Source organism: Pseudomonas sp. UME65, assembly GCF_014170225.1.
Lineage (GTDB): Bacteria > Pseudomonadota > Gammaproteobacteria > Pseudomonadales > Pseudomonadaceae > Aquipseudomonas > Aquipseudomonas protegens.
Genome location: NZ_LZZQ01000013.1, coordinates 776,946 through 799,943 on the forward strand (window position 1 = coordinate 776,946; position 22,998 = coordinate 799,943).

Sequence of the window (22,998 nt, forward strand, 5' to 3'; positions counted from 1 at the left end):
GGGGGGCGGGGTGGTCAGCGCAGGGCGAGTACGGCAGCCCATTGTTCGGCGGTGACCGGCATGACCGACAGGCGGCTGCCTTTGTGCACCAGAGGCATTTCGGCGAGAGCTGCCTGCTGCTTGAGGTAATCCAGGCGCAGCACCTTGGTGAAGGTTTCCACATGGGCCACGTCGATGGCGCTCCAGGCATTCTTTTCGGCACTGGATTTGGGGTCGAAGTAGACGCTGTCCGGCTCCAGGGCGGAGGGGTCCGGGTAGGCGGCCTTGATGATCCGGCCGATGCCGGCGATACCCGGTTCCGGGCAGCTGGAGTGGTAGAAGAAGAACTCGTCGCCTACCGCCATGGCGCGCAGGAAGTTGCGCGCCTGGTAATTGCGCACCCCGTCCCAACGGGCTTGGCCGAGTTGCTGCAAACCCTGGATCGAGAGTTCGTCGGGCTCGGATTTCATCAGCCAATAGGCCATCTTTCTTACCCTCCAAAGGGTGATTGGGCAGGTTGTCGGGCAATTTTATGACAAACCGACGGTCGGTTGACGTCAGCATTTGCGTGTCGGTTCACGTTATCGCAGAATGCCGGGATTTTAAGCTTGACGCTGCTGCATGGCCTGTTATGGAAACCATGCCTGGAGCGTGTGTGATTTGCCTGAGGGGGGGCAATCGATGAAACGCCAACCGGATTTACTATGGATTTTGGTTATTTTGTTCGGTTTGGGCGTTGTGACCACCGGTTATGCGCAGAGCTTATGGGCCAGCAAGACCGATGCCCCCATCGAAATCGCACAACAGCAGCCGCAGCCTTTCAAGCGCTGAACCCGCTCGGGTGCCGCTGATCGAACGCGGCACCTATCGAGCGAAGTACCACCCCCGGTCCGTCACCGTACCGTGCAAGGGTACATCCCAACTGGCCTGGTCCAGCTTTCCGACTTTCTGACATTCATGGGCCAGCCCCAGCAGCTTCGGCTTGCGCCAGTTCTGGCGCCGCGCAAGGTAGGCCAGGCTGCGGTCATAAAAGCCGCCACCCATCCCCAGGCGTCCACCTTCTTCATCAAAGCCAACCAGGGGCAGCAGCACCAGGTCCAGGGCCCAGACCTTGCGTTGCCGCGCGCAATTGACCCGGGGCTCGAGAATGCGAAAACGATTGGGCCGCAGCGTTTCTCCCGGGAGGACCCGCTGGAAAACCATCTTGGTCCGGGGCCAGGCGCTGAGCACCGGCAGGTAGGTGGCCTTGCCCCGGCGCTGGGCGGCACGCAGCAGCAGGCGCGGGTCGATTTCACCGTCGGTGGGCAGATACAGGGACAGGTGCCGTGCCCGACGAAACACCGGGTCCTGAGCCAGTTGGCGGTACAGGCCAAGGGCTGCCTGGCGTTGCTCGGCAGGGCTCAGGGCGCGACGGGCCTTGCGCAGCATGCGGCGAAGTTGCGGGCGGGAAAGCGGCGCAGGTTCGGTCATGAAAGAGGCTATGAGAAGGTCGGATTTGGCAGAACAGCCTACCCGGAAAAACCAATGCCAGCATGGATAACTGGCATTGGCTGACAATTCAGGCTCCCCAGGCGAACCGCTGTCGACTTAGCCCTTGAACCCGAAAGTTCAAGGCGGAAGATGCAGCAGGCTTTAAGGCTTTCCGTCTAGCGGACATGCACACCAGCCCAACGTGCAACTTCCAGGGTAGTGCGAATCGGCTCAGGGACATCGCCAACTGGCAAGCACCCCAGGGAGTGGCGGGAGTATACCGCAACCGCTGTCAGGAATCAGCTTTGCTTGTGTCCGAATCGGTGGCCAGAACCAGGTCAACACGCTCCAGCAGATCCCTCACCTGTTCCCGGGTGGTGGCGCTGGCCTGCACATCCGGACGCTCCTGGCGGTGCAGCAGGTCGTGGGTGATGTTCAGGGCGGCCATGACCGCGATGCGATCGGCGCCGATGACTTTGCCGCTGCTGCGGATCTCGCGCATCTTGCCGTCCAGGTAACGGGCGGCGCTCACCAGATTGCTGCGCTCTTCCTGGGGGCAGATGATCGAATACTCTTTGTCGAGGATCTGCACGGTAACGCTATTGCTTGAACTCATGAGTCTTGCTCCAGGGCCTTGAGGCGCGAAATCATCGATTCGACCTTACGCCGGGCGATTTCGTTTTTTTCAATGAGGTGCGCGCGTTCCTCGCGCCAGGTCTTTTCCTGAGCTAATAAGAGTGCGTTTTGACTCTTTAGTTGCTCGACCCGGGTAATAAGCAGTTCGAGTCTGGCCATCAGTGCGTGCAGGTCGGTGTCTTCCATTGTGTCCCACTGAAGTTGGTCTGATGAGTGGCAACTGGCTGGGCAGCGCCTCAATGGCCTGAGCAGTCGTGGCGCATCTGGCGTTGTCCGGTCGGCGATCTGTCTGTCGCCCGAGGCCCTGCGGGCCACTGTAACGGGGCGCAAAGCACAACGCGGCGCTGGCAATGAATGATGACACGCCCTACGATACAAGGCCTTCATTCTAGACATTGCGCCGCTTGGCGCCTAGCTGCCCATGCCCATTCAGAATTCCCCGTACAACGCCTTCGCCACCCTGCTCAGCAGCAGCGGTCATCCTGTTTCTCCTGCCGAGCTGCACGGCCTGTTGCTGGGTCGCAGCTGCGCCGGCGCCGGCTTCGAAGTCGACGGCTGGCTGGTGGACGCCGCCGAACTGCTCGAAGGCGAGCCGCAAGACAACGTGCGCAGCGCCTTGATCGGCCTGCAGGAGATGGTCAAGGGCGAGCTCACCAGCGATGACATGACCGTGGTCCTGCTGCTGCCCAGCGACGACGCCCCCCTGGCCGAGCGTGCCGCTGCCCTGGGCCAGTGGTGCCAGGGCTTCCTCGCCGGTTTCGGCCTCAACTCCCGCGACAGCAGTGCCCTTAGCGTCGAGGCCACGGAAGTGTTGCAGGACCTTGCAGCCATTGCTCAGGTCCAGGACGCGCTGGAGGAATCCGATGACGGTGAAAGCGACTACATGGAAGTGATGGAGTACCTGCGGGTTGCGCCTCTGCTGCTATTCACCGAGACCAACAAGACTGTTGCGCCGGCTGCCAAGCCTTCTCTGCACTGACTGACAGGGAACTGCGTCCGCCCATGATTCATATCCCGAAAGCGGAATACAGCCGTCGCCGCAAGGCGCTCATGGCGCAGATGGAGCCCAACAGCATCGCGATCCTGCCGGCGGCGGCCGTGGCCATTCGCAATCGCGATGTGGAGCACGTCTACCGCCAGGACAGCGATTTCCAGTACCTCAGCGGGTTTCCCGAGCCCCAGGCGGTGATTGTGCTGATCCCCGGCCGGGAGCACGGCGAGTACGTGCTGTTCTGTCGCGAGCGCAACCCGGAGCGCGAACTCTGGGACGGATTGCGGGCCGGCCAGGAGGGCGCGATTCGCGACTACGGTGCCGATGACGCATTTCCCATCACCGATATCGACGACATCCTGCCGGGCTTGATCGAAGGCCGCGACCGGGTTTACTCGGCCATGGGCAGCAACCCCGAATTCGATCGTCACCTGATGGACTGGATCAACGTGATCCGCTCTAAAGCGCACCTCGGCGCCCAGCCGCCGAACGAATTCGTTGCCCTGGATCATCTGCTGCACGACATGCGCCTGTATAAATCGGCGGCAGAAGTGAAGGTGATGCGCGAGGCCGCACGGATCTCCGCCCAGGCCCATATCCGCGCAATGCAGGCCAGCCGTCCCGGGTTGCATGAGTTCAGCCTGGAAGCCGAGCTGGATTACGAATTCCGCAAGGGCGGGGCGAAGATGCCGGCCTATGGCTCGATCGTCGCGGCGGGCCGCAACAGCTGCATCCTGCATTACCAGCAGAATGACGCCGTGCTCAAGGACGGTGACCTGGTGCTGATCGACGCCGGTTGCGAGATCGACTGCTATGCCAGCGATATCACCCGCACCTGGCCGGTCAACGGCAAGTTTTCGCCGGAGCAGAAGGCGATCTACGAACTGGTGCTGGCTTCCCAGGAAGCGGCGTTTGCCCAGATCGCCCCGAACAAGCACTGGAACCAGGCTCATGAGGCGACGGTCCAGGTGATCACCGCCGGCCTGGTGCAACTGGGCCTGCTGGAAGGCGATGTGGACCAGCTGATTGCCAGCGAGGCCTACAAGACGTTCTACATGCACCGTGCCGGACACTGGCTGGGCATGGATGTACACGACGTCGGCGAGTACCGGGTCGGCGGCGAGTGGCGGGTGTTGGAGGTCGGCATGGCGCTGACCGTGGAGCCGGGCATCTACATATCCCCGGACAACCAGCAGGTAGCGAAGAAGTGGCGCGGCATCGGCGTGCGCATCGAGGACGACGTGGTAGTGACCAAGCAGGGCTGTGAAATTCTGACAGGTGGCGTGCCCAAGAGCGTGGCCGAGATCGAGGCCTTGATGGCCGCTGCGCGGACCCAGGCGTCATGAGCCGGGTCAATCTGGCCATCATCGGTGGCGGTCTGGTAGGCGCGAGCCTGGCCCTGGCGCTGCAGGCCGGGGCCAAGGCCCGGGGCTGGAAGATCGTGCTGATCGAGCCCTTCGCCCCGGGCGACAGTTTCCAGCCCAGCTACGACGCCCGCTCCTCGGCCCTGTCCTTTGGCGCCCGGCAGATTTACCAGCGCCTGGGGCTGTGGCAGGCGATCTCCCGGCGTGCCGAGCCGATCAAGCAGATTCACGTGTCCGACCGTGGGCGGTTCTCCACCGCGCGCCTGTCGGCCATGGAAGAAGGGGTGCCGGCCTTGGGCTATGTGGTGGAAAACGCCTGGCTCGGCCAATGCCTGTGGCAAGGGCTGGACAAGGACGTGATCAGTTGGCGCTGCCCGGCCGAAGTCACCCGTCTGGAGCCCCTGGCAGGCGGCTATCGCCTGACCCTGAACGACGAAACCACCCTGGAATGCGATCTCGCCGTGCTGGCCGACGGCGGCCGCTCCGGCCTGCGCGAACAACTGGGCATCGGGGTCAAGAACCGCCCCTATAACCAGAGTGCGCTGATTGCCAACATCACCCCCAGCGAAGCCCACAACGGCATGGCCTTCGAGCGCTTCACCGACGATGGCCCAATGGCCTTGCTGCCGCTGCCGGATAATCGCTGTGCACTGATCTGGACCCGCCAGGGCATGGATGCACAGCGTCTGGCCGACCTGGACGAGCGCTGCTTCCTCAGTGAATTGCAGGGCGTGTTCGGCTACCGCCTGGGAACCCTGAAACAAGTCGGCGCCCGCCACCTCTACCCGCTGTCCCTGGTGGAAGCCGAGGAACAGGTGCGCCCCCACTTGGTGGTGCTGGGCAATGCGGCCCACAGCCTGCATCCGATCGCCGGCCAGGGCTTCAACCTGTCACTGCGCGATGCCCAGGCCCTGGCGGACGCCTTGTTGGCCAGCGAAGCGCTGCCGGGGGATTTTGCCGTGCTGCAGGCCTACCGCGAACGTCAGCGCCTGGACCAGAACCTGACCGTGGGCTTCTCCGATCAGGTCACCCGGCTGTTCGGCAGCAAACTGCCGCTGCTGTCCGTGGGGCGCAACCTGGGCCTGCTTGGCCTGGACCTGCTGCCACCGGCCAAACGCTGGTTCGCTCGCCAGGCCATGGGCCTGGGCACTCGCCCGGATGCGTGACTGGCTGACCCGGCGGTTCGGCAAGGCCCGCCTGTTGCGCTGGGTGTTGAACCTGTACCCGCCCTACCTCGGGGCTGGCGTGCGGGTTCGGCACATCAGTGCGGATTTCCGTGACGTCCAGGTCTGCATGGGCCTGGGCTGGTACAACCGCAACTATGTCGGCACCCAGTTCGGCGGCAGCCTGTATTCCATGGTGGACCCGTTCTTCATGCTGATGCTGATGGAGAACCTGGGTCCCGGCTACATCGTCTGGGACAAGGCCGCGACCATCGATTTCATCGCCCCGGGCAGAGGGCCGGTGTTTGCCCGGCTCAGTATCGACCAGGCGCTGCTCGACGATGTTCGCCAGCAGACCGCAACGGGCGAGAAGTACCTGCCGCAGTGGCAGGTAGAGATTCATGACGGCTCCGGCACCCTGGTGGCGCGGGTCGATAAAACCCTTTATGTGCGGCTCAAGCCGCCAGTGAGACAGGCCTAAAGCATGGAAATGCGCGCAGATGTGCTGATTGTCGGAGCCGGAATGGTCGGCAGTGCCTTGGCGTTGGCGTTGCAGGGCAGCGGCCTGGAAGTGCTGCTGCTCGATGGCGGTTCCCTGAGTGTCAAACCCTTCGATGACCAGGCGCCGTTCGAGCCTCGGGTCAGTGCCTTGTCGGCGGCCAGCCAGCGCATCCTGGAGCGCCTGGGCGCCTGGGACGGCATTGCCCGGCGCCGTAGCAGCCCCTACTGCGACATGCAGGTCTGGGACGGCAGCGGCACCGGGCAGATCCACTTCTCGGCGTCCAGCGTGCATGCCGAGGTGCTGGGTCATATCGTCGAGAACCGGGTGGTTCAGGACGCCTTGCTCGAGCGTCTGCATGAATGCGATATCGGCCTGCTGGCCAATGCCCGTCTGGAGCAGATGCGCCGCTCCGGCGACGACTGGCTGCTGACCCTGGCGGATGGCCGGCAACTGCGTGCGCCGCTGGTGATCGCTGCCGATGGCGCCAACTCGGCCGTGCGCCGGCTCACCGGTTGTACCACTCGCGAGTGGGATTACTTGCATCACGCCATCGTCACCAGCGTGCGCAGCAGCCAGCCTCACCAATTGACCGCCTGGCAGCGCTTCACCGATACCGGCCCGCTGGCCTTCCTGCCCCTGGTACGGGACGGGCAGCATGATTGGTGTTCGATTGTCTGGTCGACCACCCCGAGTGAGGCCGAGCGCCTGATGGCGCTGGACGACGAGAGCTTCTGCGCCGAACTGGAGCGCGCCTTCGAAGGCCGCCTGGGTTCGGTGATCAGCGCCGACCCGCGGCTCTGCGTGCCGTTGCGCCAACGCCATGCCAAGCGCTACGTGGCCGAAGGCCTGGCGCTGATCGGCGACGCCGCCCACACCATCCACCCGTTGGCGGGGCAGGGGGTCAACCTGGGCTTCCTCGATGCCGCCGTGCTGGCCGAAGTGCTGCTGCAAGCGGCCAGCCGCGGTGAGCGCCTGGCCGAGGTCAAGGTGCTGAGCCGCTTCGAGCGCCGGCGCATGCCCCACAACCTGGCGCTGATGGCGGCCATGGAGGGCTTCGAGCGGCTGTTCCAGGCCGACCCGCTGCCCATGCGCTGGCTGCGCAACACCGGCCTCAAGGTGATCGACCAGATGCCCGAGGCCAAGGCCCTGTTCGTGCGCCAGGCCCTGGGCCTGAGCGGCGACTTGCCGGAACTGGCCAGAGCCTAGGCGCCGGCTTGCTGGCCAAGCGTCGCGAGGACGAGCCTACGCAACATCTGGTAACTCCTCAGCGCCGGGTTCGGTTGAGATGGCAAATGGGAGTCCTTATCATTTCGCCTCACTTTGAAATCGAGAGACCGCTCCCATGTTGGCACCGAAGCGTCTACTGACCGCCCTGGCCCTCACACTCATCGGTGGCACCGCCTACGCCGCCGATGAAGTCGTGGTCTACTCCTCGCGTATCGATGAGCTGATCAAGCCGGTGTTCGATGCCTACACCCAGAAGACCGGGGTGAAGATCAAGTTCATCACCGACAAGGAAGCGCCGCTGATGCAGCGGATCAAGGCCGAGGGCGAGAACGCCACCGCCGACCTGCTGCTCACCGTGGATGCCGGCAACCTCTGGCAGGCCGAGCAGATGGGCATCCTGCAGCCGTTCACCTCCAAGGTCATCGACAGCAACATTCCCCTGCAATACCGCTCCTCCAACCACGCCTGGACCGGCCTGAGCCTGCGGGCGCGGACCCTGGCCTACTCCACCGACCGGGTCAAACCTTCAGAACTGACCACCTATGAAGCCCTGGCGGACAAGCAGTGGGAAGGCCGCCTGTGCCTGCGCACGGCGAAGAAGGTCTACAACCAGTCGCTGACCGCCACGCTGATCGAGACCCACGGTGCCGAGAAGACCGAAGAGATCATCAAGGGCTGGGTCAACAACCTGTCTACCGATGTGTTCTCCGACGACATCGCGGTGCTCGAGGCGATCAACGCCGGGCAATGCGACGTCGGCATCGTCAACACCTACTACTACGGCCGCCTGCACAAGCAGAAACCGAACCTGGCGGTGAAGCTGTTCTGGCCGAACCAGGGCGATCGCGGGGTGCACGTCAACCTGTCGGGCATCGGCCTGACCAAACACGCACCGCACCCGGAAGCGGCCAAGGCCCTGGTGGAATGGATGACCACGCCTGAGGCGCAGAAGATCTTTGCCGACGTCAACCAGGAGTTCCCGGCCAACCCGGCGGTAGCGCCTTCCGCGGAAGTGGCCAGCTGGGGCAAGTTCGTAGCCGACACCCTGCCGGTTGAAATCGCCGGCAAGCGCCAGGCCGAAGCCATTCGCCTGATGGACCGCGCTGGCTGGAACTGAGCCTGCCGTTATACTGCGCCCCGCTTTTGCGGGGCGTTTTCTTTAGCGGCTGGGCTTTAGTGGCGAGGGAGCTGGCTCCCGTTCCACCGCGCAGCGGTGGCAAGCCCTGAATACGTGATTCAACTGGCGTAACGTGGTTGCAGCCGTTGGGGCGGCCATGGCGCCCAGCGGGTGCCGCTCCCTGGCCCCACGCGTTTTGCGCAAGTATTTTTGTCTGTTCCACCTGCCCGAGAGTTTTTTGTGGCCCATCCCGCTCAACGTCGCTGGTATCCCCTGGTCTTTGCCGTAGCGGCCCTGGTCCTTTTGCCGCTGAGCGTGCTGCTATTGTCCTGGCAGGCCGTCGACCAGCAGATCTGGTCCCACCTGTGGGACACGCAAATGCCGCGGCTGTTGGGCAATACCCTGACCCTGGTGCTTGGGGTGGGCGTTGGCGTCACGCTGCTGGGCGTGAGCCTGGCCTGGCTCACCAGTCTCTGCGAGTTTCCCGGACGGCGCTGGCTGGACTGGGCCTTGATGCTGCCCTTTGCGATCCCGGCCTATGTGCTGGCTTTCGTCTTTGTCGGCCTGCTGGATTTTTCCGGGCCGGTGCAAAGCCTGCTGCGGGAATGGTTCGGCAGCGGCCTGCGACTGCCGCGGGTGCGTTCCACCGGCGGGGTGATCCTGGTGCTGGTGCTGGTGTTCTATCCCTATGTCTACCTGCTGGCGCGCAACGCCTTCCTGGCCCAGGGCAAGGGGTTGATGGAGGCAGCGCGGGTCCTCGGGCAATCGCCCTGGCAGGCGTTCTGGCGGGTGGCGCTGCCCATGGCGCGGCCGGCCATCGGCGCCGGGGTGGCCCTGGCGCTGATGGAAACCCTGGCGGATTTCGGTGCGGTGTCGGTGTTCAACTTCGATACCTTCACCACCGCTATCTACAAGACCTGGTACGGCTTCTTCAGCCTTTCCAGCGCCGCCCAGCTGGCCAGCCTGCTGCTGCTGGCGGTGATGCTGGTGCTGTACGGCGAGCGCCGCGCCCGTGGCGCCAGCCGTACCGGTAACGAACGGCCCCGGGGCAAGGCGCTGTACCACTTGCGCGGGCTCAAGGCGTTGGCGGCCACGGGCTGGTGCCTGCTGGTATTCGCCTGTGCCTTCGTGATTCCGCTGCTGCAGTTGCTGGCGTGGTTCTGGCAGCGCGGGCGCTTCGACCTGGATGAGCGGTATGCCGGCTTGATCATCCACACCTTGTACCTGGGCGGCATGGCGGCGCTGATCACTGTCAGTGTGGCTCTGCTCCTGGCCTTTGCCCGACGCCTGGCGCCGACCCGGGGCATCCGCGCCGGGGTCAGCCTGGCCAACCTGGGCTACGCCTTGCCCGGCTCGGTACTGGCGGTATCGATCATGCTGGCCTTCAGTTACCTGGATCGCGAGCTGGTGATCCCGCTGTCCGGCTGGTTGGGCGGGGCCGGCAAGCCGCTGCTGCTGGGCAGCCTGTCCGCCTTGCTGCTGGCCTATCTGGTGCGTTTTATCGCCGTGGCCTACGGGCCGCTGGAAAACAGCCTGGAGCGGATCCGCCCGTCGCTCCCCGAAGCGGCGCGCAGCCTGGGGGTCGCTGGCCCGCGACTGTTTTTCAAAGTGTATCTGCCGTTGTTGCTGCCCGGGACCTTGAGCGCCGCCTTGCTGGTGTTCGTCGATGTGCTCAAGGAAATGCCCGCCACCTTGCTGATGCGCCCGTTTGGCTGGGACACGCTGGCGGTGCGGATCTTCGAGATGACCAGTGAAGGGGAGTGGGCCCGGGCCTCGCTGCCGGCACTGACCCTGGTGCTGGTGGGCCTGCTGCCGGTGATTGGCCTGATCCGCCGCTCGGCCCATCGAATCGGTTAGGTGCCAGCCTTGCACCTTGCAGCTACAATGCGCGGCATTCGGTGCGGCCTGTTGTTTGGCCGGGACGCTGAAATCGGCTGAAAGCCATCTATTTCAAGGCTTTCACACCAACAGCGCCAGTCCGCACCCTCGCCACGCCCGGAAGGAGAAACCCATGGGACAGCGTACGCCTCTGTATGACCTGCATCTCGCCCTCGGCGCGAAAATGGTCGATTTTGGCGGTTGGGATATGCCCTTGCATTACGGCTCGCAGGTCGAGGAGCACCATCAGGTGCGACGTGATTGCGGTGTGTTCGATGTATCCCACATGACCGTGATCGATGTCAGCGGTACCCAGGCCAAGGCCTGGCTCCAGCGGTTGCTGGCCAATGATGTCGAACGCCTGCACAACCCCGGCCAGGCTCTGTACAGCACCATGCTCAATGAACGGGGCGGCATCGTTGACGACATGATCGTCTATCGCCTCGAAGACGCTTATCGCCTGGCGCTCAATGCCGCCACCCGTGATCAGGACCTGGCCTGGATGCAGGCGCAGCTGGGGGATTTCCAGGTGCAGCTGCACGAGCGCCCGGAGCTGGCGATGCTGGCGATCCAGGGCCCTCAGGCGCGGCACAAGATTGCCGAGCTGGTAACCCAGTCCCGCGGCACCCTGATCCAGCAGCTCAAGCCATTCGAAGCCGGCTTTGACGGCGACTGGTTCATTGCCCGGACCGGCTACACCGGCGAGGACGGTCTGGAGATCGTCCTCCCTGCCGACCAGGCCCCGGCCTTCTTCAACGACCTGGTGGGGGCGGGGATCTCGCCCATCGGCCTGGGCGCCCGGGACACCCTGCGCCTGGAGGCCGGCATGAACCTCTATGGCCAGGACATCCATCAGGATGTCTCGCCCCTGGCGGCGAACATGGCCTGGAGCATTGCCTGGGAACCGGCGTCACGTCAGTTCATCGGTCGCAGTGCCCTGGAAGCCGAACGGGCGGCCGGGGTGAAGCAGAAACTGGTGGGCCTGGTGCTCGAAGAACGCGGGGTTTTACGCGCGCATCAGGTGGTTCGTATCGCCGATGTTGGCGAAGGTGAGATCACCAGTGGTAGTTTCTCCCCTACGCTGAGTAAATCGATCGCACTGGCGCGGGTGCCGATGGCCACCGCCGACCGTGCCGAAGTGGAAATCCGCGGCAAGTGGTACCCGGTCCGGGTGGTCAAACCCACCTTCGTGCGCCACGGCAAAACCCTGATCTAACTATTTCCAGCAGGCATTGCGCCGCTGACACTTCTTCTTGAGGACACAGAACATGAGCGATATCCCTGCCCACCTGCGTTTTGCCGACAGTCACGAATGGGCCCGCCTGGAAGCCGACGGCAGCGTGACCGTAGGTATTAGCGACCACGCTCAGGAAGCCCTGGGCGATGTGGTTTTCGTCGAGCTGACTGAAGTCGGCAACGTGTTTGGCGCAGGGGACCAGGCCGGTGTGGTGGAGTCGGTGAAAGCCGCTTCCGACATCTATGCGCCGGTGGCCGGTGAAGTGATTGCGGTCAACGAAGAGCTGAGCGCCAGCCCCGAGCTGCTCAACAGCGATCCGTACGGTGCCTGGATCTTCAAGCTCAAGCCAAGCAACCCGGGCGATCTGGACAAGCTGCTGGACGCCGCCGGCTACAAGGCCGCCATCGGCGAGTAAGCCGTTCTCGCCGGCGCGTCCGCCCCGTTTGCGCAGGGCGGGCTTGCTGGCGAAGGCTCTTAAGCCTGCAACACCTCTTTCACCGTCGCCACCGCGCGTTCCACGTCGGCCTTGCTCATGGCGGTGAACATCGGCAACGAGACGATCAGCCGACCGACCCGTTCCGCTACCGGGAACATCCCCTCCTTGAAGCCGCGCTCGCGGTACAGGCTCAGCAAGTGAATCGGCGGGTAGTGATAGCCGATGCCAATCCCCCGTTCCTGCATCTGCTCCATGAAGGTGGCGCGGGCCGGCTTGCCATCCTTGCGCTCTGGCAGTACCAGCTGGAACAGGTGCCAGTTGCTGTTGGTGAAGTCCGCCGGCGGTAGCTGGGCGCCATAGCGGGCTTCGAAATCGCTGCCAAAGCATTCGAAGTAGTGCCGGGCCAACTCACGGCGATGGGTGGTGATCGCCTCGATATGGGCGAACTGCCCCAGGCCGATGGCGGCCGCCACGTCGGTCATGTTGAACTTGCCGCCAAGCACATCCACATCCAGGCCGTCGAAGCCGTTGCGGGTCACGCCCTGCAGGCGATACTTCTCGGCCAGGCGCACCTCCTCTGGCGTGTTGAGCACCAGGCAGCCGCCCTCGGACGAGGTGACGTTCTTGTTGGCCTGGAAGCTGAAGGACACGAAGTCGCCACCGGCACCGATGCGCTGGCCGTTCCAGCTGGAGCCCAGGGCCTGGGCGGCATCTTCCACTACCCGCAGGCCGTGCTTGTTGGCCAGGGCGTAGAGGCGGCTCATGTCCACCGGCAGCCCGGCCAGGTACACCGGGATAATGGCCTTGGTGCGCGGGGTGATGGCGGCTTCGACCTGGGCCAGGTCGATATTGCGGGTGACCGGGTCGATATCGGCGAACACCGGCGTGGCCCCGACTTCGAGGATGACGTTGGCGGTGGCCACCCAGGAAATCGGCGTGGTGATGACTTCATCACCGGCACCGATGCCGGCAATGCGCAAGGCGATCTCCATGGTGCAGGTGCCGGAGTTGAAGGTGCGTACCGTGCGCCCGCCGAAAAACTCAGAGAGCTGGGCTTCGAAGGCCTGGACCTTGGGGCCGCTGGTGATCCAGCCCGAACGCAGGACTTCGCCGACAGCGGCGATGGTGGGTTCATCGATGGTGGGTTTGGAGAACGGCAGGAAAGGCAGTTGGCTCATGACGATGGGACACCCGATAAGCGGACGATAGGGGCACAGGTTGCGATGCGCCGGGGCTGGCGCGTTGACGTCGAGCATGATGGTACCGATTGCCCCGGGACGCCAGAGCATCGACGCGGGAAATCGACTGCTATGCTGCTTGGCACCCTGTTGCAGCGACGCTGAGCGCCGTTTATCGGAGAGAGCCGGTCATGTCCCAGTTGCTATCTTTGAGCCAGTTACGCGAGCCCAACGCTTTTCTCAACCGGCACCTGGGGCCCGACGCCGAGGAGCAGCAAGCGATGCTCGCCAGCCTCGGGCTGGGCAGCCGGGCCGAACTGATCGAGCAGACGGTGCCGCCGGGAATCCGCTTCAACCGCGCACTGGACCTGCCGCCGGCCCTGGACGAAGCGGCCGCCCTGGCCAGGCTCAAGGGTTATGCCGGGCAGAACCAGGTCTGGACCAGCCTGATCGGCATGGGTTACCACGCCACCCTGACGCCGACGGTGATCCTGCGCAACGTGCTGGAGAACCCCGGCTGGTACACCGCCTATACCCCCTACCAGCCGGAAATCGCCCAGGGCCGGCTCGAAGCCTTGTTGAATTTCCAGCAGATGACCATCGACCTCACCGGCCTGGACCTGGCCAACGCCTCGTTGCTGGATGAAGCCACCGCCGCCGCCGAAGCCATGGCCCTGGCCAAGCGTGTGAGCAAGTCTTCGAGCAACCTGTTCTTTGTCGATGAACACTGCCACCCGCAAACCATTTCCGTGGTCCGCACCCGGGCCGAAGGCTTCGGTTTCGAGCTGGTGGTCGGCGGGGTCGACGAATTGTCCGGGCACCAGGTGTTCGGCGCGTTGCTGCAGTACCCGGACACCCATGGCGAGATCCGCGACCTGCGGCCGCTGATCGACCAGTTGCACGCCCAGCAGGCCCTGGCCTGTGTCGCGGCCGACCTGCTCAGCCTGTTGTTGCTGACCCCGCCGGGCGAACTGGGGGCCGACGTGGTGCTCGGTTCGTCCCAGCGCTTCGGCGTGCCCATGGGCTACGGCGGCCCCCATGCGGCGTTTTTCGCCTGCCGCGACGAGTACAAGCGCGCGATGCCCGGGCGCATCATCGGCGTGTCCAAGGATGCCCGCGGCCAGGTGGCCCTGCGCATGGCCTTGCAGACTCGCGAGCAGCATATTCGCCGCGAGAAGGCCAACTCGAACATCTGCACCGCCCAGGTGCTGCTGGCCAATATCGCGGGTTTCTACGCCGTCTATCACGGCCCGGCCGGGCTCAAGCGCATTGCCCAGCGGGTACACCGGCTGACCTGCATCCTCGCGGTCGGCCTGGAGCGCCACGGCATTGCCAGGGTCAATCGGCACTTCTTCGACACCCTGACCCTGGAGGTCGGCGGCAGCCAGACGGCGATCATCGAAAGCGCCAGGGCGCAGCAGATCAACCTGCGGATTCTCGGCCGTGGCCGGCTGGGGCTGAGCCTGGATGAAACCTGTGACGAAAGCACCGTGGCCCGTTTGTTCGACGTGTTCCTGGGTGCCGACCACGGGCTGGATGTCAGCAGCCTGGACGCCGAGGCGCTGGAGTCGGGGATTCCCGACCCGCTGCTGCGACGCACGCGCTACCTGACCCACCCGGTGTTCAGTGCCCATCACAGCGAAACCGAAATGTTGCGCTACCTCAAGCAGCTGGAGAACAAGGACCTGGCGCTCAACCAGTCGATGATTCCCCTGGGCTCCTGCACCATGAAGCTCAATGCCAGCAGCGAGATGATCCCCATCACCTGGCCGGAATTCGCCAACCTGCATCCCTTCGCGCCCCGGGAGCAGGCTGCCGGCTATGGCCTGCTGATCGCGGAGCTGGAGCGTTGGCTGTGCGCCATCACTGGTTTCGACGCCATCTGCATGCAGCCCAACTCCGGGGCCCAGGGCGAGTACGCCGGGCTGCTGGCGATTCGTCGCTACCACGAGAGCCGCCGGCAAGGCGGTAGGCATGTCTGCCTGATCCCGGCGTCGGCCCACGGCACCAACCCGGCCTCGGCGCAGATGGCCGGGATGCAGGTGGTGATCGTCGAGTGCGACGAGGCCGGCAACGTCGACCTGGAAGACTTGAAGGCCAAGGCCCAGGCGGCCGGCGAGCGCCTGTCGTGCCTGATGGCTACCTACCCTTCGACCCACGGCGTGTACGAAGAGGGCATCAGCCAGATCTGCGAAGTTATCCACAGCCACGGCGGCCAGGTGTACATGGACGGCGCCAACCTCAACGCCCAGGTAGGCCTGGCGCGGCCGGCGGACATTGGCGCCGATGTCTCGCACATGAACCTGCACAAGACCTTCTGCATTCCCCATGGCGGCGGTGGCCCGGGCATGGGCCCGATTGGCGTGCGCGCGCACCTGGCGCCGTTTGTCGCCAACCACCCGGTGGTGCCCATCGACGGGCCGTTGCCAGAGAACGGCGCCGTCAGCGCCGCGCCCTGGGGCAGTGCGAGCATCCTGCCCATCAGCTGGATGTACATCGCCCTGATGGGGCCGCAGCTGGCGGATGCCAGCGAGGTGGCGATCCTTGCGGCCAACTATCTGGCCGAGCAATTGAGCGGTGCCTTCCCGGTGCTCTACAGCGGCCGCAACGGCCGGGTGGCCCACGAATGCATCCTCGATCTGCGCCCGCTCAAGGCCCAGACCGGGATCAGCGAGGAAGACGTGGCCAAGCGCTTGATGGACTGCGGCTTCCATGCCCCGACCATGTCCTTCCCGGTGCCGGGCACCCTGATGGTGGAGCCCACGGAAAGCGAATCCAAGGCTGAGCTCGACCGTTTTATCGAAGCCATGCTGAGCATCCGCGCCGAGATCGCCCAGGTGCAGGAGGGCAACTGGCCGGCCGAGGACAACCCGCTCAAGGGCGCTCCCCATACCCTGGCGGATATCACCGGAGTCTGGGAGCGCTCCTACAGTATCGAACAGGCGGTGCTGCCCACCGCCCATACCCGGGCCCACAAGTACTGGCCGGCGGTGAACCGGGTGGACAACGTCTATGGCGACCGCAACCTGTTCTGCGCCTGCGTGCCGCTGGCGGACTACCGCTGAACGGGCCTCAGTAGTGGTGGCGCGTTCGCGCCGGCTGTCTGCCATGGGTGCTGGCACGGGCTGGTTGGGTTTCCAGGGGATAGAGGTGCAGCAACTCTTCCTCGATCACCTGGTTGCTCAGGCCCAGTTCCAGCTCCGGGCAGTCCAGGTCCAGCCAGTCACCGTGCTGCAACTGCAGGTCGCTCTCGCGCCGGCTGGCGCTGTGGAACACATAGTGGACCATGCCCGGTTGCAGGAACTGTTCGTGCTGTTCGAGGAAGGCCTGGGAGTATTTGCGAATAGCCCACCAGTTGTGCTGGTCGAGGCGATAGCTGCGCTGCGGCAACGGCGTGCCCTGGCGTTCGACCCGGACATTGAGTGACAGGCTGTTCTGCAGTTCGCCGAGGATCAGCGCCGGGGCGATGGCGCACTGGCGCAAACGCGATTGCGCGCAGGAACTGGCGTCCTGATGGCTCAGCAACGGGTCGTGAATGTCGTGGCCGAGGCTGAAGCCGACAAAGCGCAACTGGCCGAAGGGGTCCACCAGGTACACGCACACCACCCCGGGCTGGCTGGAAATGCTCTGGGCGTGGTACGGAATCATCAGCGGCTCGCCGTCGGTCTTCAGCAGGCTGCCATTGCCCTTGTAGAACCAGCCCTGGCGGGTGTGCGGAGTGTTCAGGGTGACTTCGCTGACCTGCACCAGCAGGTTGTCCCGAGGCTTGAGCGGTGGGCGCAACGGGCCTTGCTGGGGGCCGTCCGCGGGCAGTTGCGGGTGGGGCGCGAGGCTGCGCAGGTGTTCGCTCCAGCCCAGATGACGACGGCTGCAGAACAGCAGGGTCTCGTACAGCCCGCCGTGTTCGGAATAGGCCCGCACGCTGCGGCCATTGTGAAAGTCGAACAGCCCGATGGCGCGCTGGTCCTTGTGGCAGACATCCAGCAACAGCAGGTAATCGTCCATGATTCTCTAGTCCTTCAGGGGCAAGGGGGCGGGGAGGATGGGCAGCGCTTCGCGCACGCGCAAACGGCGCGGTTCGAGGGCCTGTTCCTTGAGCAGGAATGACAGCAGCAAGCCGGCCAGGCTGCCGCTCAGGGCCACGTACAGGATCGATGGCAGGCCGAAATGGCTGGCGGCGAACCCGGCCACGGCCGGTGACAACCCGCCACCCAGGATCTCGCCGAACCCCACCACGATTCCGGTCGCCGTCGGCAGCAGGGCCGGGGTGACCGATTCGCTGGTCAGCGGGCCGACTGTCATGCAGATCAGGCTGAAGTTGAAGAACGACAGCAGGAACAGCAGCAGGAAAAGCAGCCAGGGAAGGGGCGGGCTGACGATCAGCAGGCCCACCAGGGTGCTGCTGGTCATGAAGCACACCGACACCACCGGCTTGCGCCCGAGACGGTCGGACATGCCGGGGATGATCAATTGGCCGATGAAGCCGCCCACGCCGATGGCCGAGATGACGAAGGCCATGGACAGGGTTTCCAGGTGCATATGGTCGGTCAGGTAGCTGGGCAGCATGGCGCAGAGGACGAACTGGCAGGTGAGTATGCAGAACATGATCAGGATGTTCAGGCTCACGTTGCCGCTCTTGAAAGCCGCCAGCCAGGTGCCTGCGGTGCGGTCGGTCTGGGGCGCCGGCAGCGGTCGGTAGATTTTCCACAGGTAGCCGGCCAGCAGCAGGCCCGGCAGGGAAATGATGGCGAACACCGCACGCCACGAGCCAGTGATTTGCAGGAGGTATGCGGCGATCAGCGGCCCCAGGCACAGGCCGAGAATCGGGAACAGCGCCTGCTGGATACCCAGGTTCAGCCCGCGCCGGTCGGGGCGCGAGACTTCATTGGTGACAATGATGCTGGTGGGGGTGAAGGCACCCTCGCAGATGCCCATCAGCCCGCGCAGAATCACCAGCCCCAGCACGCCGGTGGCCAGCGCGGAAAAACCGGACAGTAGCGAAAGCACGGCAATCGAGGTCACCAGCACGCGGCGGGTGCCCAGGCGCTCGATCACGCTGCCCATGCCCAGGGCGGACAGCCCCCAGGTGAAGGCCAGCGCGGCGGACAGGTAGCCCAGGTCCTGATAGTCCAGTTGCAGGTCGTGCATGATCACCGGAAACAGCGGCAGGATGATGAAGCGATCCAGCCCCACCAGCCCGAAACTCAGTGACAGCAACAGCACCATGGATCTTTCGTAACGGCTGTTGGCAGCCGTGGTTGGCATTCCAGTGTTCATCGCTCAGCTTCCTTGTGAAACCATGAACCCGGCGCAAGCGCCGTGGGAGGCAACCTGACGTTGCCATACAGCCCGGCAACGTCAGGCGGGACAGGCACAGGCAGTCACATCAGGCGGTCCACTCGCCCACCGCCATTTCCGCGGTGAACCCCGGGCCGAAGGCCGCCAGCAGGCCGATGTCGCCGCGATTGAGGTTGGAATCGAACTGCCGCTTGAGCACGTCGAACACCACCACGCTGGCAATGTTGCCGGCTTCCGACAGGCTGCTGCGCGATTGCGAGACCCGGTTGGATGCCAGGTCCAGGTGCATCACCAGCTCGTCGAGGATCTTGCGACCACCGGTGTGGAAGATGAAGAAGTCGTTGTGCGCACAGTTCTGTTCGAAGCTCTCGTAGTTGAGCCGCTCCATGACCGGTGCCACGTCCTTGATGGAGTTCATCACCGCCTTGTCGAGGGTGAAGTGAAAGCCGGTGTCCTTCACGTCGTACTTGATGTAGTGCTCGCTCTTGGGCAGGAAGTACGACTCGGTCTTCTTGATCTTGAAGCCGCCGGCCTGGTCATCGGCGCGCAGCACGCAGGCGGATACCGCATCGCCGAACAGCGCCGCGGAGATGAAGGCGTGCAGCTTGGTGTCGTCCGGCTGGTAGCACAGCGAGGAGAATTCCAGGGACACGATCAGTACGTGGTTGCGGGCATCGAGCCGGGCGAAGTCGTTGGCGCGGTTGATGGCCGCGGCACCGGCCACGCAGCCCAGCTGGGCGATCGGCAACTGCACGGTGGAGGTTGGCAGGGCCAGGTCGTTGATCAGGTGCGCGGTCAGCGACGGCATCATGAAGCCGGTGCAGGAAGTGACGATCACCATGCGAATGTCGCTGATCTGCAGCCCGGCATTCTCGATGGCCTGGCGCGCCGCGGCCGACGACATCTGCCGGGCTTCACGCTCGTAGACGATGCTGCGGTGGGTGAAACCGGTGTGCACTGCCAGTTCGTCGATCGGCAACACCAGGTGGCGCTCGTTGACTTCGGTGTTGGCGATCATGCGCTTGGCCAGGGCCATGCGTGGATGGTCGGCGTGCAGGTTTTCCAGGTGATCGACCATCTGTTGCTGGGTGATCTTGTGTTGCGGAAACATGACGTGTGGAAGGCAAAGTGTAGACATGATGGGTCCTTGGCTTTAAGTAAGCCAACAAGTTAAGGGGTGGGGATAGTCCCCGTTTATAGGCACAGGAATCTGTAGGCCCTAAAGGAAATCAGGGCCTTAAGGCAACTTCGGGGCGTGAAGTTGCCGTTGATGTAACTTTTAAGTTGGATTTTATTTTAATGGCTAACTTCAAGGTGCCTTATATAAAGGCACCTTGAATAACAACTTATATATCGAGTACGAACTTATAAGCGTATTGCCAGGCCAGGTTGCTTTCGCGCACATGCTTGCGGATCACCATGCGCACCGGCGCACCGACTTTCAGCTGTTGCTGATCGCACACATCGACGATTTCCGAAGCGATCACCAGGCCGTCGTCCAGGCGCACCATGGCCATGATGCGCGGCACGGTTTCGCCATAGCCCATGGCGGCCAGGATCGGGTTCTCGGCCGGGGCCATGACCTCGATCTTGCCACTGCGCGCGCAGCGATACGGCTTCACACTCAGGGAGTTGCAAGCGCCGCAGACGGTGCGCCGGGGGAAGAAGATTTCGTTGCATTCTTCGCACTGGCTGCCTTCGAGGCGGTACTTGCCGCCATGCTCGCGCCATTCGCGAAGCATGCTGGCGGTGGTCATTCTGTGGATCTGTTCTGGGTACATGGACATGGTCCGGGCTCCTTAGTCGTTCGAGAGGACAATCACTGAGTTGTGCGCCGCGTAACCGCCAAGGTTCTGCGACACGCCGATGCGCGCGCCCTTGACCTGGTTGTCGGATTCACCCCTCAGCTGCCGGAACAGCTCGGTGATGTGCAGGATGCCGTCGCAGCCGGAGGCATGGCCGCGGCCGATGTTGCCGCCGTCGGTATTGAGCGGCAGCTGGCCATCCAGGGCGATGCCGCCTTCGAGCACGAAGTCGCCGGCCTGGCCCTTGCCACAGATGCCCATGGATTCCATCTGGATCAGCCCGGCGCCGAGCAGGTCGTAGACCTGGGCCACGTCGATGTCCTTGGCGGTGATCCCGGCTTTCTTGTAGGCGATTTCCGCACAGGCGATGGAGTTGGCCGAAACCGCCATGCCCACATCCTTGGGCAGGCCCGGATGATGCAGGGTCGGGTTGTGAAAGCGCGTACCGAAATAGTGTGAGACCCCGGTATAGGCGCAACCGCGTACGAACACCGGTTTATCGGTGTACTTGTGGGCCAGGTGTTCGGCCACCAGGATCGCGCAGCCACTGGCTTCGCCCCAGGCCAGCATCGAGCCGCAGGCCTCGCTGTTCTTCAACGCTTCCAGGGATGGAATCGGCTGGCCATAACGGGTGGCGGTGGGGGTGTTCTGTGCGTAGATGCGCATCTGCCGGCCGAAGGTGGCCAGTACGTCGGCCTCGCGACCGGCATAGCCAAACTTCTGGAAGTACTCGGCGGTGGCCAGGGCGAAGGCATCGGTGTGGGAAATGCCGAGGAAATAATCGTATTCACATTCAGTGCTGGAGCCGATGTATTCGGCGTAGTTGAAGTGATCGGTCATCTTCTCGAAGCCGCCGCACAGGACGATGTCGTACTCCCCGGACGCCACCATCTGGTGGCCCATCTGGAACGACACCGAGCTGCTGGTGCAGTTGGCGGTGCTCATGAAGGTCGGCGCCGGGCTGATGCCCAGGGCGTCGGAAATGGTCGGGCCCAGGCCGCCATATTCGGAAATGCCTTCACCGTGATAACCATAGGCCACGGCCTGTATTTCCCGGGGGTGCATCTTGGCGTCCTTGAGAGCCTTGTAGGCGGACTCGACGATCATTTCCTTGAACGTCTGCCGAACTCGTGAACTTCCGGGTTTCGGCGTATAGGCGGCCGAAACGATTGCAACACGACGTGCGCACATGTGCATGCTCCTTGCGTAGACAGGCGTAATCAGAGATAGGCGGTCAGGGCGTAGTCAGCCCGCAGGTACTTGAACTCGTACTTGATGGACGTGCCGTAGTCGACGTAGATCTTGGATTCCAGCAGTTCGCGCAGAGGCTTATTGTGCTTCTGGTACTGCTCGATGGCGTCGGTGACGGTCAGGGCGATGGCGTCGCTGCCGGCGCCGAAACCGTAGGACACCAGAAGAATTTTCTGCCCCGGGCGTGCCTGGTCCAGTACGTTGATCAGGCCGAGCAGCGGGCTGGCCGATCCGGCATCGCCAACGTTGCCGGCATAGATGCCCGGTTCCACCTGCTTGGGGTTGAAGCCCAGGTGCTTGGCCAGGGAGTAGGGCGTGGACACCAGGTTTTGCTGGAACACCACATAGTCATAGTCGGCGGGGCTGGTGTGCAGCTTGGCCATCAGGCCTTCGGCGGCGCGGCGGGTCTGGTCTTCCAGGCCGATGCTGTTCTTGTCCGAGCCCAGGCCCATGCCCGAACGAATGTAGCGATCACCCTGGGGGCGGATGTTATCGGCGACATCGGCGGCGCAGGAGAAGCTGGCGTCGAATTCGGCGATGACATCCTGGCTGCCGATCAGCAGCGCAGCGGCTCCGGCCCCGGCATAGGATTCGGTCAGGTCGCCCGGCGCGGTGTTGCGGTTGATGGTGTCGGCGCCGATGGCCAGGGCGCTGCCCGTCATGCCGGAAGCCACCAGCGCCTGGCAGATCTGCAGGGCAGAAGTTCCGGACTTGCCGGCGAACTGCACGTCGGCGCAATAGGCGTCGTAGCCGCTGCCGAGCATTTCCAGGATGATCGAAGCCGAGGCCCGTGAGTCATAGGGATTGGTGCAGGTGCCCAGGTACAGGGCTTCGATCTGATGACCGGGGACTTTATCCAGGGCCCGTTGCGCCGCCAGCACCCCGAGGGTGATGACATCTTCATCCGGTTGCAGCACGGCTCTTTCCGTGACGCCGAGGTTTTCCTCCACCAGCTTGAGGTCGGTGTTTTTCCAGACGTTGATCACTTCCTGGACTTTCAGGCGGCATACCGGAATACCCGCGCCATAGCTGACAATACCTATCTTTTTCACGTTCATTTTCCTCTTGATTCCATTCTTTTCAGAAAACTGGGTCGTGCCTGCTCAGAAGCACCCTTGAAACATACGGAAAACAGTTTTGCTGCCTTTCTCCTGGCCACACCTGATGAAACCTGCAGGCCAGAGCGGTTTAACAGCAGACTCCAAATAGGGGAAAACCCACTCGAAAGCTGTTTTTATTCACCTCGCTGTGCTATGATACGGAACGTTTCGTTTAGTAATAATTTCAGACGATCTAATCTCTTAAGGGAAAAGGGCCGAAGCCTCGAATTCGAGGAACTCCAAGTTACAAGGCCTGAGCTGCTCAACCCTTACGCGATATTTTAAAAACTAGATAGATCGGTGTAAGAAATTCATGATTCTTTCAAGAATGAAACGAAACGGACCGTTTCATTTCGATTCGAGGGA

The 22,998-nt window shown here is 63.5% G+C and carries 22 protein-coding genes and 1 other RNA gene; 11 read left to right on the forward strand and 12 right to left on the reverse strand.

Going from position 1 to position 22,998, the window contains the following annotated elements; all coding sequences use genetic code 11:
* Positions 1-14: 14 nt before the first annotated feature.
* Positions 15-464, reverse strand: coding sequence for an EVE domain-containing protein (locus tag A9971_RS18405; protein WP_183001213.1), 450 nt, complete (start codon positions 462-464; stop codon positions 15-17).
* Between the two features lie 196 nt (positions 465-660).
* Here A9971_RS18405 and A9971_RS18410 point away from each other — a divergent pair, with 196 nt between their 5' ends.
* Complete coding sequence (locus A9971_RS18410) at positions 661-810, forward strand: hypothetical protein (RefSeq protein ID WP_015637431.1); 150 nt, start codon at positions 661-663, stop codon at positions 808-810.
* A gap of 33 nt (positions 811-843) precedes the next feature.
* On the opposite strand, the gene A9971_RS18415 is transcribed toward A9971_RS18410, so the two are convergent.
* The 4 genes from A9971_RS18415 to A9971_RS18430 all read right to left on the reverse strand — a co-directional run bounded on the left by A9971_RS18415 (position 844) and on the right by A9971_RS18430 (position 2,271).
* The gene (locus A9971_RS18415; RefSeq protein ID WP_011064146.1) at positions 844-1,449 is read right to left on the reverse strand and encodes a 5-formyltetrahydrofolate cyclo-ligase; all 606 of its coding nucleotides are present in this window, start codon (positions 1,447-1,449) and stop codon (positions 844-846) included.
* Positions 1,450-1,539: 90 nt separating this feature from the next.
* Positions 1,540-1,718: non-coding RNA, 6S RNA (ssrS, locus tag A9971_RS18420), on the reverse strand.
* Between the two features lie 23 nt (positions 1,719-1,741).
* Positions 1,742-2,065: a cell division protein ZapA gene (locus A9971_RS18425; protein WP_011064145.1), complete on the reverse strand. Its 324-nt coding sequence runs from the start codon at positions 2,063-2,065 to the stop codon at positions 1,742-1,744.
* The gene (locus A9971_RS18430) at positions 2,062-2,271 is read right to left on the reverse strand and encodes a TIGR02449 family protein (RefSeq protein WP_011064144.1); all 210 of its coding nucleotides are present in this window, start codon (positions 2,269-2,271) and stop codon (positions 2,062-2,064) included. The genes A9971_RS18425 and A9971_RS18430 overlap by 4 nt, the downstream gene beginning before the upstream one ends.
* A 235-nt stretch (positions 2,272-2,506) precedes the next feature.
* On the opposite strand from A9971_RS18430, the gene A9971_RS18435 reads away from it, so the two are divergent.
* The 9 genes from A9971_RS18435 (at position 2,507) to gcvH (ending at position 11,979) form a co-directional block, all read left to right on the forward strand.
* Positions 2,507-3,064 (forward strand): YecA family protein, encoded by a 558-nt coding sequence (locus tag A9971_RS18435; RefSeq protein WP_011064143.1) that lies wholly within the window; start codon positions 2,507-2,509, stop codon positions 3,062-3,064.
* A gap of 23 nt (positions 3,065-3,087) precedes the next feature.
* Positions 3,088-4,422, forward strand: coding sequence for a Xaa-Pro aminopeptidase (gene pepP / locus A9971_RS18440; RefSeq protein ID WP_015637430.1), 1,335 nt, complete (start codon positions 3,088-3,090; stop codon positions 4,420-4,422).
* On the forward strand, positions 4,419-5,606 hold the full coding sequence (gene ubiH / locus A9971_RS18445) for a 2-octaprenyl-6-methoxyphenyl hydroxylase (protein ID WP_183001205.1): 1,188 nt from the start codon (positions 4,419-4,421) through the stop codon (positions 5,604-5,606). Before pepP ends, ubiH begins: the two co-directional genes overlap by 4 nt.
* Entirely contained in the window at positions 5,599-6,084 is a 486-nt protein-coding gene (locus A9971_RS18450) for a DUF4442 domain-containing protein (protein WP_047289868.1), read from the forward strand. The genes ubiH and A9971_RS18450 overlap by 8 nt, the downstream gene beginning before the upstream one ends.
* 9 nt (positions 6,085-6,093) lie before the next feature.
* On the forward strand, positions 6,094-7,311 hold the full coding sequence (locus A9971_RS18455; RefSeq protein WP_019095409.1) for a 2-octaprenyl-3-methyl-6-methoxy-1,4-benzoquinol hydroxylase: 1,218 nt from the start codon (positions 6,094-6,096) through the stop codon (positions 7,309-7,311).
* A gap of 136 nt (positions 7,312-7,447) precedes the next feature.
* Positions 7,448-8,449, forward strand: coding sequence for an extracellular solute-binding protein (locus A9971_RS18460; protein ID WP_011064138.1), 1,002 nt, complete (start codon positions 7,448-7,450; stop codon positions 8,447-8,449).
* Positions 8,450-8,689: 240 nt separating this feature from the next.
* Entirely contained in the window at positions 8,690-10,306 is a 1,617-nt protein-coding gene (locus A9971_RS18465) for an iron ABC transporter permease (RefSeq protein WP_019095408.1), read from the forward strand.
* A gap of 154 nt (positions 10,307-10,460) precedes the next feature.
* Positions 10,461-11,543 (forward strand): glycine cleavage system aminomethyltransferase GcvT, encoded by a 1,083-nt coding sequence (gene gcvT, locus A9971_RS18470; protein ID WP_011064136.1) that lies wholly within the window; start codon positions 10,461-10,463, stop codon positions 11,541-11,543.
* 52 nt (positions 11,544-11,595) lie between these two features.
* Positions 11,596-11,979, forward strand: a complete 384-nt coding sequence (gene gcvH, locus A9971_RS18475) for a glycine cleavage system protein GcvH (protein WP_011064135.1) — start codon at positions 11,596-11,598, stop codon at positions 11,977-11,979.
* 59 nt (positions 11,980-12,038) lie between these two features.
* On the opposite strand, the gene A9971_RS18480 is transcribed toward gcvH, so the two are convergent.
* A complete protein-coding gene (locus A9971_RS18480) occupies positions 12,039-13,178 on the reverse strand; it encodes a DegT/DnrJ/EryC1/StrS aminotransferase family protein (RefSeq protein WP_072443694.1) in 1,140 nt (379 codons plus the stop codon).
* A 191-nt stretch (positions 13,179-13,369) separates the two neighbouring features.
* Here A9971_RS18480 and gcvP point away from each other — a divergent pair, with 191 nt between their 5' ends.
* On the forward strand, positions 13,370-16,243 hold the full coding sequence (gene gcvP, locus A9971_RS18485) for an aminomethyl-transferring glycine dehydrogenase (protein WP_183001202.1): 2,874 nt from the start codon (positions 13,370-13,372) through the stop codon (positions 16,241-16,243).
* Between the two features lie 7 nt (positions 16,244-16,250).
* Here the strand turns inward: gcvP and A9971_RS18490 are convergent, their stop codons facing one another.
* The 6 genes from A9971_RS18490 to A9971_RS18515 all read right to left on the reverse strand — a co-directional run bounded on the left by A9971_RS18490 (position 16,251) and on the right by A9971_RS18515 (position 22,590).
* Positions 16,251-17,183, reverse strand: a complete 933-nt coding sequence (locus tag A9971_RS18490; RefSeq protein WP_183001201.1) for a fumarylacetoacetate hydrolase — start codon at positions 17,181-17,183, stop codon at positions 16,251-16,253.
* A 6-nt stretch (positions 17,184-17,189) separates the two neighbouring features.
* Entirely contained in the window at positions 17,190-18,455 is a 1,266-nt protein-coding gene (locus A9971_RS18495; protein WP_123472631.1) for an MFS transporter, read from the reverse strand.
* Between the two features lie 109 nt (positions 18,456-18,564).
* Positions 18,565-19,614, reverse strand: a complete 1,050-nt coding sequence (locus tag A9971_RS18500; RefSeq protein ID WP_011064130.1) for a type III polyketide synthase — start codon at positions 19,612-19,614, stop codon at positions 18,565-18,567.
* A gap of 208 nt (positions 19,615-19,822) precedes the next feature.
* A complete protein-coding gene (locus tag A9971_RS18505) occupies positions 19,823-20,263 on the reverse strand; it encodes a Zn-ribbon domain-containing OB-fold protein (protein WP_011064129.1) in 441 nt (146 codons plus the stop codon).
* Between the two features lie 12 nt (positions 20,264-20,275).
* Positions 20,276-21,472, reverse strand: a complete 1,197-nt coding sequence (locus A9971_RS18510; RefSeq protein ID WP_047338090.1) for a thiolase family protein — start codon at positions 21,470-21,472, stop codon at positions 20,276-20,278.
* A gap of 29 nt (positions 21,473-21,501) precedes the next feature.
* Positions 21,502-22,590: a hydroxymethylglutaryl-CoA synthase gene (locus A9971_RS18515; protein WP_015637422.1), complete on the reverse strand. Its 1,089-nt coding sequence runs from the start codon at positions 22,588-22,590 to the stop codon at positions 21,502-21,504.
* Between the last annotated feature and the right edge of the window lie 408 nt (positions 22,591-22,998).